Annotated in this window: 13 protein-coding genes; 7 read left to right on the top strand and 6 right to left on the bottom strand. The window is 62.3% G+C overall.

The window, feature by feature from the left end:
* Window positions 1–113: 113 nt before the first annotated feature.
* From Q1V51_RS11260 to argC, 3 genes are read left to right on the top strand one after another with little or no spacing between them, the layout of a single operon-like run.
* On the top strand, window positions 114–1,130 hold the full coding sequence (locus tag Q1V51_RS11260; RefSeq protein WP_366522741.1) for an N-acetylornithine carbamoyltransferase: 1,017 nt from the start codon (window positions 114–116) through the stop codon (window positions 1,128–1,130).
* On the top strand, window positions 1,127–2,452 hold the full coding sequence (locus tag Q1V51_RS11255) for an acetylglutamate kinase (RefSeq protein WP_300556378.1): 1,326 nt from the start codon (window positions 1,127–1,129) through the stop codon (window positions 2,450–2,452). The genes Q1V51_RS11260 and Q1V51_RS11255 overlap by 4 nt, the downstream gene beginning before the upstream one ends.
* A complete protein-coding gene (argC, locus tag Q1V51_RS11250) occupies window positions 2,449–3,384 on the top strand; it encodes an N-acetyl-gamma-glutamyl-phosphate reductase (protein WP_300556376.1) in 936 nt (311 codons plus the stop codon). The genes Q1V51_RS11255 and argC overlap by 4 nt, the downstream gene beginning before the upstream one ends.
* On the opposite strand, the gene Q1V51_RS11245 is transcribed toward argC, so the two are convergent.
* Complete coding sequence (locus Q1V51_RS11245; protein WP_300556374.1) at window positions 3,381–4,925, bottom strand: glycosyltransferase family 39 protein; 1,545 nt, start codon at window positions 4,923–4,925, stop codon at window positions 3,381–3,383. The genes argC and Q1V51_RS11245 overlap by 4 nt on opposite strands.
* 328 nt (window positions 4,926–5,253) lie before the next feature.
* Here Q1V51_RS11245 and Q1V51_RS11240 point away from each other — a divergent pair, with 328 nt between their 5' ends.
* The 4 genes from Q1V51_RS11240 (at window position 5,254) to aguB (ending at window position 11,741) form a co-directional block, all read left to right on the top strand.
* On the top strand, window positions 5,254–8,583 hold the full coding sequence (locus Q1V51_RS11240; protein ID WP_300556372.1) for a TonB-dependent receptor: 3,330 nt from the start codon (window positions 5,254–5,256) through the stop codon (window positions 8,581–8,583).
* Between the two features lie 102 nt (window positions 8,584–8,685).
* Window positions 8,686–9,723 (top strand): agmatine/peptidylarginine deiminase, encoded by a 1,038-nt coding sequence (locus Q1V51_RS11235; RefSeq protein ID WP_300556370.1) that lies wholly within the window; start codon window positions 8,686–8,688, stop codon window positions 9,721–9,723.
* Window positions 9,705–10,880, top strand: a complete 1,176-nt coding sequence (locus tag Q1V51_RS11230; RefSeq protein ID WP_300556369.1) for a serine hydrolase domain-containing protein — start codon at window positions 9,705–9,707, stop codon at window positions 10,878–10,880. The genes Q1V51_RS11235 and Q1V51_RS11230 overlap by 19 nt, the downstream gene beginning before the upstream one ends.
* Window positions 10,881–11,741 carry an N-carbamoylputrescine amidase gene (gene aguB, locus Q1V51_RS11225; protein ID WP_300556367.1) on the top strand — a complete coding sequence of 287 codons (861 nt, stop codon included), beginning with the start codon at window positions 10,881–10,883 and terminating at the stop codon, window positions 11,739–11,741.
* Here the strand turns inward: aguB and Q1V51_RS11220 are convergent.
* From Q1V51_RS11220 to Q1V51_RS11200, 5 genes are all read right to left on the bottom strand, one after another.
* Complete coding sequence (locus Q1V51_RS11220; protein WP_300556365.1) at window positions 11,714–11,908, bottom strand: hypothetical protein; 195 nt, start codon at window positions 11,906–11,908, stop codon at window positions 11,714–11,716. The genes aguB and Q1V51_RS11220 overlap by 28 nt on opposite strands.
* Before the next feature lie 122 nt (window positions 11,909–12,030).
* Window positions 12,031–12,672, bottom strand: coding sequence for a MarC family protein (locus Q1V51_RS11215; protein ID WP_300556363.1), 642 nt, complete (start codon window positions 12,670–12,672; stop codon window positions 12,031–12,033).
* Window positions 12,673–12,770: 98 nt separating this feature from the next.
* Window positions 12,771–13,655 (bottom strand): polyamine aminopropyltransferase, encoded by an 885-nt coding sequence (gene speE, locus Q1V51_RS11210; protein ID WP_300556361.1) that lies wholly within the window; start codon window positions 13,653–13,655, stop codon window positions 12,771–12,773.
* Window positions 13,652–14,074: an adenosylmethionine decarboxylase gene (gene speD / locus Q1V51_RS11205; protein WP_300530962.1), complete on the bottom strand. Its 423-nt coding sequence runs from the start codon at window positions 14,072–14,074 to the stop codon at window positions 13,652–13,654. The genes speE and speD overlap by 4 nt, the downstream gene beginning before the upstream one ends.
* Window positions 14,071–15,247 (bottom strand): type III PLP-dependent enzyme (locus Q1V51_RS11200; RefSeq protein ID WP_300556359.1); only part of this gene is annotated, 1,177 nt, incomplete at its 5' end. The genes Q1V51_RS11200 and speD, both read right to left, overlap by 4 nt.

Raw genomic sequence — 15,247 nt, 5'->3', positions numbered from 1 at the left:
ATTTCCACTCCTCAGCCTTGTCTCAGGTGTGTTCGGTCACAAAGTGCCCACTGGACAGGCCGGGCTTAAGCGTCTTATGGCCCGTATCCGGTACACCCCGTTCGCACAAGGGCATGACGATGCGCCATTTTCTGACCACCGCCGATTGGTCCCGTACTGAACTCCAGGGTCTCCTGGATCGCGCCCAGGCTTTCAAGGATGGCGCGACCAGCCGCGCCCTTGAGGGCAAGGCGATTGCGCTGATGTTCTTCAACCCGTCGCTGCGAACGCGATCCTCCTTTGATATTGGCGCCTATCAGCTGGGCGGGCATGCCATTGTGCTCGACGCCAAGGGCGCGACCTGGCCGTTGGAATTTGCCGATGGTGCGGTGATGGACGGGAACGAGGAAGAGCATGTGCGCGAGGCCGCGCGGGTGCTCTCCAGTTTTGTCGATATCATCGCCATTCGCTGCTTCCCGGATTTCAAGGACTGGAAGGCCGAGCGCGAGGATCCGATGATCACCGCGTTCGCGAAGCACGCCACCGTGCCGGTGATCAATATGGAAACCATCGTCCACCCCTGCCAGGAACTGGCCCTGATGCTGGCGCTCCAGGCCCATCTCGGCGATGTGGCGGGCAAGGAATTCCTGCTGACATGGGTGCCTCATCCCAAGCCGCTCAACACGGCGGTGGCCAATTCCGCGCTCCTGATCGCGTCCAAGTTCGGCATGAATGTCCGCATGCTCATCCCCGATGAGGTCTATCGCCTCGACGAGCGTTACATGTCCGCCGCTCAGGGCTTTGTCGAGGAGGCCGGAGCCTCGCTGACCGTGACCAGCGATGTCGAGGCGGCCTATGCCGGCGCTGATGCGGTCTATGCCAAGAGCTGGGGGGCGCTGCCCTTCTTCGGGCAGTGGGAGGGCGAGGCGCCCTATCGCGCCAAGGGCAAGGATTTCATGATCACGCCGGAGAAAATGGCCCTGACCAATAATGCCGTGGTCAGCCACTGCCTACCGATGCGCCGTAATGTGAAAATCGCCGACGCCGTCGTCGACAGCCCGGCCTTCCTGGGCATCGAGGAGGCGGGCAATCGCCTGCATGTGCAAAAGGCGGTGATGGAAGCCCTGGCCCAGCAGGATCAAGCGTCATGAGTGAGGATTTCGGCGAAATGCGCCAGACCATAGTGCAATTGCTGTCGCACATGCGCGATGGCAAGGAGATCCGCGAATACCTCAAGCGTTTTTCGGGCCTCAAGCAGGAGCGCTTCGCGGTCGTCAAAGTCGGCGGCGCCATCATTCGCGACGAGCTCGACAGCCTGGCGGCGGCACTCGCCTTCCTGCAATCGGTCGGCCTCTCGCCCATCGTCGTGCATGGCGGCGGTCCGCAGCTGGACACGGCCCTGAGCGAGGCCGGTATCGAGACCGAACGTGTCGATGGTCTGCGGGTCACGCGCGAGACCTCCATCCCGGTAATCCGCCAGACCCTGACCACGGCCAACCTGGCCATTGTTGACGCCATCCGCGCCGCCGGTGGCCAGGCTGCCTCCATACCCACCGGCGTGTTTGAAGCCGAGCTGGTCAATGAAGCGGCGCTGGGGCGTGTCGGTGAGCCGTCGAACATCCATCTCGATCTGGTCGCAGCAGCGGCGCGTGCCGGACAGGCCCCGGTGCTGACCTGCCTGGGTGAAACGGCTGATGGCCGTCTGGTCAATATCAATGCCGACAGCGCCGTGCGCGCCCTGGTGCATGCGCTGCAGCCCTACAAAATCGTCTTCCTGACGGGCACGGGCGGGCTGCTCGATTCCGACGGAGACATCATCTCCTCGATCAACCTGGCGACGGATTTCGAGGATTTGCTCAAGGCGGACTGGGTGTCCGGGGGCATGCAGCTGAAAATCGAGGAGATCAAGCGCCTGCTCGATGACCTGCCGCTGACTTCCTCGGTCTCGATCACCAAGCCGGCCGAGCTCACTCGTGAGCTTTTCACCCATGCCGGTGCCGGTACGCTGGTGCGCAAGGGTGAGCGGATCCTCGAAGTCGACAGCATGGCGGCCCTGGACCAGACCCGCCTCGACGGTCTCGTCAGCGCCGCGTTTGGAAGGCCGACCACGCCGGGCTATTGGGACGGGCTGGCGCTTGAACGTGCCTTCGTTACCGAGAATTACCGCGCTGCGGCCCTGACCACGCGCCTGGGAGAGCTGATCTATCTGGACAAGTTTGCCGTGCTTGATGAAGCTCGCGGCGAGGGGCTGGGCCGGGCGGTGTGGCATCGCCTCGTCGAGTACGCGCCGCAACTTTTGTGGCGCTCGCGGACCGACAACCCGGTCAATGGCTTCTATTTCGATCAATGCCAGGGCGCCATGCGCCGCGATGAGTGGACTGTGTTCTGGCGCGGCGATCTCGACCCGGCGGCCATCTCGCCGCTCATCGACGAGGTGTTTTCCCGTCCTGCCACGCTGGAGCCGCCGCGATGAAACGCATCGGACTGATCGGCGCACGCGGCCATACAGGGCGTGAGCTTATCCGGCTGATGGCCGGGCGTGAGGATCTCGAACTGGCCTTTGCCAGCTCGCGCGAATTTGCCGGCAAGCCGGTTACTGACCTGGCTCTGGAGGCGCCGGCTGGTCTGTTGTTTGAAGCGCTGAGCGCCGAGGAGGCTGCGGGCCGCGGCGTCGATGCGATCATCCTCGCCATGCCGAATGGCGCAGCGGCACCCTTCGTGGCCGCAGTCGAGGCGCAGACGCCCGAGACGGTGCTCGTGGATCTCTCGGCTGACTATCGTTTCGATAACGCCTGGACCTATGCCCTGCCCGAGCTCTACGGCCGCGATGCGATCCGCGGATCGCACCGGATTTCCAATCCGGGCTGCTATGCCACGGCTGGTCAGCTGGCGATCGCGCCCGTTCGCAACGCGCTCGACGGGGCTGCGCATGTGTTCGGCGTGTCGGGTTATTCCGGGGCGGGCACCAAGCCTTCGCGCAAGAATGACCTTGAGGCGCTGAAGGATAATCTCATGCCCTATGCCCTGACCGGGCACATCCATGAGCGTGAAATGGCCCGCCATCTCGGTGCAGAGGTCCAGTTCACCCCGCATGTCGCCGAGTTCTTCCAGGGCATTGTCGCCACTGTGCATCTCAGCTTTTCCGAGGCGATGACGCGGGAGGCGCTGATCGCCCGTTTTCGCGCGGCCTATGAGGGTGAAACGCTGATCGAGGTCAGCGACGAGATCCCGGAAGCGCGTGACGGCGCAGAACGCCTTGGTGCGGTGGTCGGCGGTTTCGCTGTCAGCGAGGACGGGCGGCGCGGCGTCGTGGTGACGGTGCTGGACAATCTGCTCAAGGGCGCAGCCGTGCAAGCACTGCAGAACCTGACCCTCGCGCTCGGTCTGGACGAGTTTTCCGGCTAGTCAGCATCGCGCGCTGCATCGACAGCGGTCCAGCGGTTTTCATAGGCTTCATCCCGCGTGATGCGCTGGTGCCCGGAGGCGCGCCAGAGCGTGAAGTCACGCGTCTTGTCGCCATCGAGTTCGATGCTGATCTCACCGGCGGCGGTGAAGCTGGCGAAATCCTCGCGCATGCGCGGGATTTCCCGCGGCCGTTCCGAGACGATCAGGATCTCGCCGTCAAAGCTCTCCGCCAGCGGCCAGTTCTGTTCGGCGTGATTGACCGGGCCGGAATAGCGCAGCCACATCGCCAGCGGCCGGTCGAGTTCGCCGGCATAGCGCTGCATCTGGTGGAACACATTGCGATTATCGAACACGATCGCGGTGTAGGGCTGGTCCATGCCGGCCGCGGTGATGACGTCGGCGGTTTCCTGCCAGGCGCGGATCCGCTTGGTCGAATTGCTCATCCCGGCCGCTTCGGTCAGGGCCGGGGAGGCGGCGATGGCCATCAGGGTGATCATCAGCACGGAATGAAAGCCGATCGAGCCGAACAACACATATTGGCGCCAGCGCGGACCGTTGAGCAGGTACCAGGTGATCAGCAGCGTCCCGGCGATATAGGCCGAGGCGGCCCAGTTGGCGTGGGCGCGTGAGATGAAGGACTGGGCTGACACCGCGATGAGGGCCGGGATGATGAACACAGCGAGGAAAAGCGCGTGCTCGCCGAAGGCCTGGCGCTCCCTTACGGCGCGGTAGAGCGCGACGACTAGCAAGACGAAGAAGGCCGGCCCGAAGACGCCGAGCTGACCGCCAAGAAACTCTCCCAGCTCGTCGAACTTGAACAGGTCACCGCCCCAGTTGGCATTGGCGGCGGTATGAGAAACCGTGGCGAAATCATTCGCCGCATTCCACAAAAGGTTGGGCGCGAGAATAGCCAGGCCGATCGCGGCTGCCGCGGCGCCATAGGGCGTCAAAAGCGCCTGGCGTGCCGGCTTGTCGAGGATGATCGCCAGCCCGGTGCCAAGCGCGAAATAGATCATCGCGTATTTCGACATGAAGCCGAGGCCAATGGCGATGCCGAGGCCGATGGCGGCGGGCCAGGACGGGCTGCGTCGCATGAGGGCAAGGCAGTAAAGACCTGCACTCCAGGCGGTGAAGAGCGGTGTGTCGGTCGAGATCACGGCGCCGGACAGCCAGATCGCGGGGACAGTGAGATAGGTCAGGGTGATCCAGAAACCGGTCCGGCTGTCCCACAGCGTGCGCCCGGTCAGGAACAGGAAGCCGGCTGTGGCGCCATGCAGGAGCGGGGCTGCCAGGCGCACTGCGAAATCACTGTCGCCGAACAGGCCGGTCGTGATGGCAATCACCCAGGCAATGACCGGCGGCTTGGAAAAATATCCCCAGTCAAAGCTTTGCGACCAGATCCAGTATTGGGTCTCGTCGGCATAGAGCTCGATCGGGCTGAGCGCGAGCGCAATGATGCGTCCGAGCGTGAACACGGTGATCACGATCAGCGCGGCACGCAGCGCCGATTCTGGCCGCTCAAGGGCAAACTGGGGTGACATCTTAACAGGACATCCAATCGGGTCGAAAAAGGTGTAGCATTTTGGCCGCAGCGTATTGGCTTTTGTCCGGAAGTCTACAGTCACAAAACCGAAAAATATGTGTTTAATAGGGGTATTTGAGCACAATATGTTGCTCGGAAGGGGTGTCGTGGTCAATATATAGTAGGTTTCGAGAAAATTCGAAATGTGACACTTTTTTGAACACCCTGAGGGTGTCACGAAAGCTTCATTTAAGCGTCTTGGAAAGTTGTCCCGGGCGGCGTAGTTCGCGCTTGCTTCGTTGGGGGTAAATGCCCCCGTTGGTCGTTCAAGTGGGGGACATCCACACATGTCTTTTATTAAAAAATTCGCCTATAGCGCCGCTACGGTTGCGCTCCTGGCTGCAGCCCCGGCGGCTGTTTACGCCCAGCAGACCACCGCGTCTGTTCGCGGCACCATCACCGACGCCTCCGGCGCTCCGGTGGGCGGTGCTTCTGTCACCATCACGCACCTGCCGACGGCTTCTGTCGCTCAGACGGCTGCGAGCGCCAACGGCGCGTTCAACCAGGCCAACCTGCGCGTGGGTGGCCCTTACCGCGTCGTTGTCCAGGCTGACGGTTTCGAGCCGGCCATTCTGGAAGGTATCTCGCTGAACGCCGGTTCTTCTTCCCCGCTGCGCGTCACGCTGGCTGCTGCTGGTGCCACCGAGATCATCACCGTTCGCGGTGAGCGCCTCGACTCCATCTCGCTGGACAATGGTATCGGTTCTGCCTTCACCGCTGCAGAGATCGACGCTCAGCCGTCCTTCTCGCGCGACTTCACCGACGTCCTCGCTCGCGACCCGCTGGTTACCTCTTTCGGTAATGGCGAACTGTCGATCGCTGGTGTTGGCCGCAACTTCAACACCCTGTCTCTCGACGGTATCGAGATCGGTGAGCAGTTCGGTATTGCGTCCAGCGGTGCTTTCCCGTCCCAGCGTCCGCCGATCGATCTGGATTCCATCGAGTCCGTGTCCGTCACCGTGGCTGACTTCTCCGTTCTCAACAACGGCTTCCAGGGCGGCAACATCAACGTTGTAACCCGCTCCGGTACCAACGAGTTCGACGGTGTCATCGGTTACTACATGACCGACGCTGACCTGGTCGGCGACCGTGCTTTCGGCAACGACTATGACGCCGGCAACTTCGAAGAAGAAGAAATCTCCGTCAATGTCGGTGGCCCGATCATCGAAGACACCCTGTTCTTCTTCGTCTCCTACTCGGATTTCGAACGCGTTTCCCCGTCCACGCCGCGCCTCGGCGACACGGATATCGCTCTGTTCGACGCCATCCGCGGCCTGACCCAGTCGGTCTACAACTACGATCCGGGCGACAAGCGTCTGGCTGACGACTCCGAAACCACCGAGCGTCTGACCCTGAAGTTCGACTGGAACATCAACGACAACCACCGTGCGACCCTGACCTACCTGGAGCTCCAGGAAGATCAGATCGGTTCCTTCGGTTCCTTTGACTTCCCGACGGCTGCCCGTCAGGTCCCGCTCAACACCGAGCAGGTTTCTGTCGAGTTGATCTCTGACTGGAATGACAACTTCTCGACCCTCCTGCGCGTTGGTCAGAAAGAAACCCAGCAGCGTCGTACGCCGATCGGTGAAGCCGGTGGCCCGGCTGGCTCCAGCTTCGCGTCCATCCTCATCGAAGACATCGACCCGAACGATCCGTGGTTCGCTGCCAACGGTCTCGACGGCAACGCCCTGGTCGGCTCTTCCCCGGTTGATGTCCGCCTTGGCCCGGACCGTTTCGACCAGGCCAACGCCATCGATGACGAGCTCTTCACCCTGTACTTCCAGGGCGATTACACGCTCGACGACCACACCGTGACCTTCGGCATGCGTTACGAGGACTACTCTGTTCTCAACGTCTTCGTTCCGGGTTCTGCTGGTGTTGCAACCTTCGACGGCATCACTGACTTCGCCAATGGCGACGTCGACGAGTACTTCGTCGACCTGCCGGGTTCCGGTAACATTGCCGACGGCATCACCGAGTACTCCTACGAGCTGTGGGCCTTCTTCGCCCAGGACACCTGGACCATCACTCCGGACTTCGAGATCAACTACGGTGTGCGCTATGAGCGTCTCTCCCAGGACGATCTTCCGCCGGCACGTCTCGACGTGACTCTGGAAAGCGGTGTGACCCGTACCTTCCAGGAACTCTACGGTGTCTCTGGTCGTGACAATCTGGATGGCGTTGACATCCTGCTGCCGCGTGCTGGCTTCAACTGGTCCGTCAATGACCGCCTGACCCTGCGTGGTGGCTTCGGCCTCTTCTCCGGTGGTTCCCCGGCCGTCTTCCTGGCGAACTCCTACGTTCCGCTCACCTTCCGCGGTAACGCAGATGGCATCTCCAACTTCGACGGCTCTGTGATCCCGCAGGTTGCTCTCGATGAGATCGCCCTGAACGCTGCCAATGCCAATGGCCGCTTCGTCCCGGCGTTCGGTGTCTTCGACCCGAACTTCGAGATCCCGGCTCAGTGGCGTGCGTCCCTGGTCGCAGAATATGCTCTGGACCTGGACCGCTGGGGTCTGGGTGATGACTACAACATCACCGCTCAGTACGTCCGTTCGCAGGCTCACAACCAGCTTCGCTTCGTGAACCTGGCTTGGGAAACCGACGAGATTGGCCGCACCGGTATCGCTCCGGACGGTCGCCCGATCTATCCGAACCTGAACGAGCTTGAGTACGGCGCGCCGATCATGCTCACCAACTCGGACGAAGGTTCTGCAGACATTTTCGCAGTGTCTGTTGCCAAGGATTACGACAATGGCTTCGGCTTCGACGTGAGCTATGCTTACTCCGACGTTGAAGATGCACAGCCGTACACGTCTTCGCGTGCGGTCTCGAACTTCCGCGGCGGTATGGGCCCGGATCGCCAGAACATCGCGGCGCACCGGTCGATCAATGAAGTTGAGCACTCGTTCAACATCTTCCTCCAGTACGAGCGTGACTTCTACAAAGAGTACACCTCGAGCTTCTCGCTGTTCGGTACGATCCAGTCCGGTTCTCCGTTCGGCTACGGCATGCGTTCCTTCGACCAGCTGTTCGGTGTCGCGTCTGACGGTGAATTCCCGTACGGCAACAACGACAACCTGTACGTTCCGGTGATCAACTCGGCTGGTACGGGCTTCAACGATCCGATCGCGACCTTCGCGAACCCGGGCGTCGAAGCGGACCTTCTGGAATTCGTCCAGACCCGTGGTCTGGAAGGATACCAGGGTGGCTGGACCCCGACCTATGTCGACAGCGCACCGTGGACCCAGCGTTGGGACTTCGCATTCGAGCAGGAACTGCCGGGTATCGGCTATCTGAACGAGTGGGTTGGTGACAATAACTTCAAGTTCACCATGGACGTCTTCAACGTCATGAACCTACTGAACGACGACTGGGGCACCCGTGTCCAGGGTCCGGGCTTCGGCGGTGAGACCGTTGCTCGTGTCAACCTGGTTGACACGGCGACTGGCAACACCATCGAAGGAACCGCGACCGACCCGGTCTGCGGCGTCGACACGACCTGTGTCTACGAGTACCAGTTCCTCGAAACCGATGCCGATGGCAGCGAGCTGTTCTTCGAGAACGATGCTGCTTCGGTTTGGCAGATCCGCTTCGGTCTGCGTTACGAGTTCTAAGAACTCGCAACACAGCGATAATCAGGGGAAGGGCGGCTCTCGGGCCGCCCTTCTTCTTTTGGCGCTCCCCTTTTTCCAAGGGTCATGCTAGAGCCGCGCGCCATGACGACGATCCATTTGCCGCATGAGGCGGAAACACCGCAGCGCCTTTACACCTGCTGGCCGGCCACGGCCGAGTACTGGCCTGCGCCGCTGGGCCAGGTCTGGCCGGAATATGCTGCCTTCCTCAAGGCCCTGCTCCAGCCCGGACCAGCGGGCGAGCGCCTGTCCCTGACGGTCTATGCCTCGACCGCCGAGGCCGAAGCTTCGGCCCGCCAGGCGCTCGGGGCGCGGGCGGAAATCCTGCGCCGCCCCTATGGCGATGTCTGGACGCGTGATACCGGCCCGGTTTTCGTGCGTCAGGGCAACAGCCTCCAGGCCGTGCGCTTCACCCATAATGGCTGGGGTGGCAAATACCTCTATCCCGGCGACACCACGATCGGTCAGATCATCGCCGATCATGCCGGCGCCGATGTCATCGCCGGTGATCTGGTCGCCGAAGGCGGGGCGTTCGAGTTTGATGGCGAGGGTACACTGCTGACGACACGGCAATGCCTGCTCAATTCAAACCGCAATCCGGGCCTGTCTGAAGCCCAGGTCGAAGCGCGACTGAAAGCAACCTTCGGGGTGGAGAAAGTCCTCTGGATCGATGAAGGCATGGTCGCTGATCATACCGACGGTCATATCGACAATATCGTCCGTTTCGCCCGTCCCGGCGTCGTGGTCTGCCAGGCGCCCTTCGGCGGCGATGATGCCCAGGCCCGGGTCTTTGCCGACATCCGGCGCCAGTTGGAGCGCATGCGCGATGCGCGCGGGCGCAAGCTCCAGGTCCACGCCATTCCGGGGCCGGGCCGGGTGCTCGATGATGAGGGCGATCTGATGCCGGCGAGCTATCTCAACTGGGTCCATGGAGCTGGAAGTGTCATCGTTCCGGTCTACAGGACAGCCAGCGAAAACCAGACGTTAAAGATTTTGCGTCGAATTTTCCGGGGTCGCAGGGTGGCGGGATCGCCCGCACGCGCTATCCTGTCTGGCGGGGGGGCGTTTCATTGCGTCACATGTCATGTCCCGGGAGAACGCAGGTGCTCCGAACCAGTCTGATCGCGATTACCCGTCTTGCCGCCTTGTCGTGCGGTCTTGCCGCTCCGGCTCTGGCCGAGAGCGAAAACGATAGGGTCGTTGATTATCTCAGCGGCCTGCAATCCCATTTTGAGCGCGTCACCGCGCATGAGGATATTGTCGGTTTCGCCGCTGCCGTGATCGAGGCGGGCGAGCCGATCTTCGTCTATACCCATGGTGAAACTGCTGCCGGCAGCGGCCGCGAGGTCTCCGAGACCACCCTGTTCCGCGCGGCCTCGGTCTCCAAGACCTTCACAGGCACGCTATTCGCCCTGCTCGAGGCGGAGGGGCAGCTTGATCTTGAAGCGCCGGTCCCGACCGAGGTGATGGATCTGCAGGGCGAGCGCAGCCCGACCATTGCCGAGGTCCTCAGCCATCGTACCGGCCTGCCGCCCAACGCCTATGACAATATGCTCGAGGCCGGGCGCGAGGTCGGCTTTATCCGCGACCGGCTCTCCGGGGTTGATCTGATCTGTCCGGTCGGTGGCTGCTATACCTATCAGAATATTGCCTTTTCCTCAGTCGAAGTGCTGGCAGAGGACGCCACCGGGCAAAGCTATGACGAGCTGCTGACGCGCGAATTGTTCGACCGGATCGGTCTGCCAAGCGCCTCGCTCGGGGCGAGCGGGCTGACCGCCGCCGAGGACTGGGCCGCCCCGCATCGCGGCTGGCGCCGCACAACCAACCAGGCCGGAGATCCCGGTACCTATTATGACCGCACGCCTTCGGCCGCCGGGGTCAATCTCTCCCTCAATGACATGATTGTCTGGGCCCAGGCCCAGCTCGGCACGCGCGATGGCCTGCCCGCGGATGTCCGCGCCCGGGCCCATCAGCGCCTGACCCCGACCCGCCGCGAGACCCGTCGTCTCGGCGAGTTGCGCGAGCGCGTCTCAGCGACCTGGTACGGGCTCGGCTGGCGGGTCTATGACTGGGGTGAGCGCACCCTGGTGATGCATTCGGGCTATCTCTCCGGCTATGGCGCGCAGATCGTGCTTGAACCGGAGACGGGTTTTGCCTTTGTGGCGCTGTGGAATTCGGACAACCGGCCAGCCTGGTCGCTTTGGCCGGCAGTGATGGATTTGCGGACCGGGCAGGGCGATGGGGATCGCTGGGTCCGGCGCTTTCTCGAGGACGACTAGGTGAACCACACATTTTCGGTCGCGGCCCTTCAGGCGGACCTGTCAGGCGATTTGCAGGCCAATCTCGCACGCATTGAAGGTCTTGTCCGTGAGGCCGCCGGACAGGGCGCCCAGATCATCCTGCCGCCGGAACTCTTCCAGGGGCCCTATTTCTGCAAGACGCAGGAGGAAGAGCATTTCGCCTCGGCCTATCCGGCGCTGGAGCATCCCTGCGTAACGGACATGGCCGCGCTGGCGCGCGAGCTGGGTGTCGTCATCCCGGTGTCGATTTTCGAGCGGGACGGGCCGGCCTATTACAACTCGGTCGTCATGCTCGATGCGGACGGTTCGGCCCTCGGCACCTACCGCAAGAGCCATATCCCGGACGGGCCGGGCTATCAGGAGAAATTCTACTTCCGGCCGGGCGATACCGGATTCAAGGTGTGGGAGACGCGTTTTGGCCGCGTTGGTGTCGGGATTTGCTGGGATCAATGGTTCCCGGAAGCCGCCCGGGCGATGACGCTGCTTGGCGCTGACGTTCTGCTTTATCCCACCGCCATCGGGGCCGAGCCGCAGGACCCCGCGCTGGATACTGCAGCGCGCTGGCAGCGGGCCATGCAGGGCCATGCGGCGAGCAATGTCATCCCGGTGGTGGCGGCCAATCGATTTGGCGATGAGGACGGCCAACTGTTTTACGGCTCATCCTTCATCGCCGATCATACGGGCGAGAAACTGTGCGAGCTGGGACGGGCGGAGCCGGGTGTACTGGTGGCCGAGTTTGACCGTCGGGCGATTGAGCGCGATCGCGCCGCTTGGGGCTTTTTCCGCGACCGGCGGCTGGATCTCTACGCGCCTTATTTCACACCCGCTTCCATGCGCTGACGGCGTTTCGGCACAATCAGGGCGATGGCGATCGAGATCGCCAGCGAGGGCCAGGCAAAGGCGATGGCCTGGTCGGTCTGACCCTGGGTCAAACTATAGGCTGATGCAGTAAAGCCGGCGGCTGTGGTGAGCGCGGCGGCTGCTAGCATGACGAGTCGAATACCCATCCCGGTCTCCTTCTCCCCCGCAAGGCGTCGTCCAAACCCCTTTGGACCACGACTATGGCAGAATAGAGCTAATGACCGGTTATCCGGATGGTGAAAATTCGACAGGAATTGGAAAAAGGGCCCTAGACGGTGAGCAGGGCGCCCTTGATTCCATCGAAGATGAACTGCGCTGCCAAGGCCGCCAGGATGACACCGAGGATCCGCGTGATCATCGCCGCCATGCTTTCACCGATGAAGCGCATGACCGGGCCGATGGCCAGGAAGACCAACAGGCAGATCAAGAGGTTGGCGCCGGCACCGCCAATGATGACCGCACGGTGTAGCAGGGTTTCCGCTTCCGACATGAACAGCATCATGGTGGCGATCGCGCCCGGTCCGGCCATCATCGGAATGGCCATCGGGAAGACGGAAATATCCTCATGCGTACCGGCGATGCTCTCGTCTTCACCGGCCAGTTTCTCGGCCCGTTCTTCACGGCGCTCGGTGCGCTTTTCGAAGATCATGTCGAGCGCCATCAGGAATAGCAGCACGCCGCCGGCGGCGCGGAAAGCGTCGAGGCTGATGTGCAGCGCGCCGAGCAGCCAGCCCCCGATCAGGGCAAAGCCCAGCAGTACACCGGTGGCGATGACAACCGATTTGATCGCCATGGCCCGGCGGTGCGATTTCGGCGCACCTTCGGTCAGGGCACCGAAGATCGGCGCGACACCGGGCGGGTCGATGGCAACGAAAAAGGTCACGAAAGCGGTGATGAAGAGTTCGATCATGGGCGTAATCCTTTGGGATTTCCCGCATAACGCCGCGAACGGCCGCCGTCACCACTTAATTTGCGCATGCAAATGCAAATTCGCTTTGCAAAAACGCCTTAGCGCTGGATCAGGCGGTCGAGATAGCGCGGCAGGGCAAAGGCACCGCGGTGTACGGCCGGCGTATAGTATTGCGTGTCGATGTTCAGGGCCTCGAAACGCGACTCGATCGTGTCGGCAGGCGGGGCGATATTGGCCTCATGATCGGTAGCAAAGCCCAGCGTCATCACGCCGCCGGAGAAGGTCGGGACGGTGATGCCGTAAAAGCCGTGATGCTTGAAGATCGCCTTGAAGCTCTTGGAGGTGTCCTCAACCACGTCGGAATGGATCGCGGCGAGGCCGGACTGGGTCACCAGGATGCCGCCCTCGGCCAGGCGGTCATGGCAGGACTGGTAGAATTCTCGCGTGAACAGGACGGCGCTGGGACCGACCGGATCGGAACTGTCGATGATGATCAGGTCGAACTTTTCCTCGCCCGTCTTCATATAATCGACGCCGTCGACAATCTTGATCTCGACGCGGGCATCGTCAAATGAGCCCTTGGACACTTCCGGCAGCCATTGCTTGGAGAAGTCGATGACCTCGCCATCGATCTCGGCCAGCACGACGCGCTCGACGCGCGGGTGGCGCAGGATTTCGCGCATGGCACCGCCATCCCCGCCGCCAACGACGAGCACGGACTTGACCGCGCCATGGGCCAGCAGTGGCACATGGGTGACCATCTCGTGATAGACAAACTCGTCTGACAGCGAGACCTGGACCAGGCCGTCAATGGCCAGAATACGGCCATGGGTGTCATTGTCGAACAGCAGGATGTGCTGCAGGTCGCTATCGTCGGCATAGACGAGATTGTCGACGCGCAGGGAATTGCCGACGGACGGTGTCAGGCTTTCTTTGAACCAGAGCTGGCCCTCATCATCCTTGAAGCAATAGCGCGGGATCATGCGCCTTCGCCCCGCAGGATCGTCTTGACCTGGGCTTCTTCGGCCTCGAAAGCCTCCTTGAGGATGGCAACGGCCTTGTGCGGCTGGGCATCGCCACACATGAAGACGTCGAACGCTGCATAATTGCGTTCCGGCCAGGTGTGGGTGGAGATGTGGCTTTCCGCCAGAACGGCCACGCCGGAGACACCGCCATTCGGGGTGAAGACATGCGTGTGCAGGTGCAGCAGGGTCGCGCCGCACGCCTTGACGCAATCGGCCATGGCGGTGCGGATGCGGGCGTCATCATCCAGGTGCTTGGCGCCGATCAGATCGATGATCAGGTGCTTGCCGGCCACTTCCTTGCCATCGACCATGATGAAGTGGTCGGCAGCCTCTGCCTCGGTTTCGCGCGGGATATCAATGTTGGAGATCATGTTCATCGAGCAAATTCCTCATCGATGAAGGCGCCGGACGCAGCCGGAGCGGACGTTGAAGTATCGAACATCGAGGCACAGGGTTTGTCCTCGACGGTGACGTAGTCGTATTGGCCAAAGCCGTTGAAGCCGGTGGCGAGCGAGGTGCCATAGGCGCCCAGCATGCCGATCTCGACATAATCGCCCTCGGCGATATCGGCCGGCAGGGCGTAGGGGCCCGGCATGGCGTCAATGGAATCGCAGGTCGGTCCGAACAGCGAGAACTCGTCCAGGCCGGTCAGGTCGGCCGGGTTCTGGCGCAGGGCCCGGATCGGGAAGCGCCAGCTCGCATGCACCGCGTCGAACAGGGCGCCATAGCTACCCTCATTGATGTAGAGCGTGTTGTCCTTGCGCAGGTCGATGCGGGCGACCACCGACTCGGCCTCGGCGACCAGGGCGCGTCCGGGCTCGCACCAGAGGCGGGCATTGTCATGCACCAGCATCGGTTCGAACGCGGCCTCGATAGCATCGACGAAATCCTGCATCGGCGGCGGGGTCATGCCCGGATAGATGCAGGGGAAGCCGCCACCGACATCGACAATGTCGACGGTAACGCCGGCCGCCGCGATCAGACGCGATGCCGCCTGCATGGCGCCGCTATAGGCCACCGGTTCCATGCACTGGCTGCCGATATGGAAGCTGACACCGAGCTCCCGTGCGTGCGCGCGCGCGAGCTTTATCAGCTGCGGTGCCGCGTCCGCCGCGATGCCGAACTTGCCGGCCAGCGAGAACAGGGCGTGTTCGCTGGACACCGCCAGGCGGACCATCAAGGTGAGGTCGCGCGCATTGCCGGTTTCCTCGAGGATCTTGGCCAGCTCGGCCTCGCAATCGATGGCGAAGATACGCACGCCATAATCGAAATAGGCCTTGCGGACCGACAACCGGCTCTTCACCGGGTGCAGATAGGCCATGCGCGCCTGCGGCAGGCGTTTGGCGATCAACTCGATCTCGCTGAGAGAGGCGACTTCGTAAAAGTCGGTGCCGGCGGCGTACAGGCCATCGATGACCCAATCGCTAGGATTGGCCTTCACGGCGTACAGGACGTCGCCTGGAAAATTCTCCTGGAACCAGCGGCTCGCTCGAGACAGGAGATCCGGACGTTTACAAACGACCGGGTTCTCTAGGTGCCGGGAGCGGACC

The sequence above is a fragment of the Maricaulis sp. genome (assembly GCF_030149235.1).
Lineage (GTDB): Bacteria > Pseudomonadota > Alphaproteobacteria > Caulobacterales > Maricaulaceae > Maricaulis.
This window is presented reverse-complemented; position numbering and strand designations above follow the sequence as displayed.